Here is a 1067-nt window from a genome sequence, read left to right as displayed (position 1 = left end):
AGTAGGTAGGCTAACCGTAAGGAGGCCGCTTACCACGGTGGGATTCATGACTGGGGTGAAGTCGTAACAAGGTAGCCGTAGGGGAACCTGCGGCTGGATCACCTCCTTTCAAGAGAAAAGTCTTTTGGATTGAGTACTCACACTCATCGACTGTAGAAAAGAAGATACAAGGCCGTTTTGTAGGTTGGGTTAGCAGTTTTATCGCGTAACCCAACGTGAAATGGCAAAAAATCAGATTGGGTCAGTAGCTCAGTCGGTTAGAGCACCGTCTTGATAAGGCGGGGGTCACAGGTTCGATTCCTGTCTGACCCACCATTCTAATCCGCACTAGCCTGCGTGATGCGTCGTCATAAAACAACTTGTGTACTAAAACGTACACGGCGTTATTTTATTCCTAGCCTCACTTGACTATTGCGGTTAGCAAAGGTGATTGCTTAATGAGTATATTGAGCAGCCAATTTGATTTTAAATAGCAGCAAATTGATTGCGAGCTAGACGAGAAATGAAATTTCGATGTTTACTAAAGTAAACGAGAGATTGAATGACGAAGTATAGCGAAGTAATTGGGGGCTTAGCTCATCTGGTAGAGCACCTGCTTTGCAAGCAGGGGGTGAACGGTTCGAGTCCGTTAGCCTCCACCATTCCTTTAGAGTGGTGGAAAGAAATAAAGCAGAAAATAGAAATAAATCACTGTCTCAAGAGAGATTCATTGCTTGGGACGATCATTTATTTCTGGTTTCTAAAATCAGCAAGACGTATCTTTGATCTTTAAAAAAATAGAAGAAGTAATACTCAAATTTAGAAATAAATAAGGGTAGATTGTATCAAAATCGATTGTTCGAAGTCAGAACTGAATAATCGATGTCGCAAACAAAGCGAAATCAGATACTTTAAAGATGTGAATCGCTTTGCTCGTCTTCATTGACGAATAGAGTGCAACACGTGTTTGAGGTTATAGGATCAAGCGACTAAGTGCATCTGGTGGATGCCTTGGCGATGATAGGCGAAGAAGGACGCGTTAGCCTGCGAAAAGCACGGGGGAGCTGGCAAATAAGCTTTGATCCCGT

2 tRNA genes and 2 rRNA genes are annotated in these 1067 nt (G+C 43.0%); all 4 read left to right on the top strand.

The features are described from left to right. Window positions 1-109, top strand: a 16S ribosomal RNA gene (locus tag CSQ88_RS22455); the annotation flags it as partial. A gap of 129 nt (window positions 110-238) precedes the next feature. After that, window positions 239-315: transfer RNA gene (locus tag CSQ88_RS22450), tRNA-Ile, on the top strand. A gap of 250 nt (window positions 316-565) precedes the next feature. After that, a tRNA-Ala gene (locus CSQ88_RS22445) sits at window positions 566-641 on the top strand. A 317-nt stretch (window positions 642-958) separates the two neighbouring features. Next, window positions 959-1067, top strand: a 23S ribosomal RNA gene (locus CSQ88_RS22440); the annotation flags it as partial.

This window comes from Iodobacter sp. BJB302, from assembly GCF_002735645.1.
Lineage (GTDB): Bacteria > Pseudomonadota > Gammaproteobacteria > Burkholderiales > Chitinibacteraceae > Iodobacter.
The sequence above is the reverse complement of the archived record's forward strand: the minus strand, read 5'-3'. Positions and strand labels throughout refer to the sequence as shown.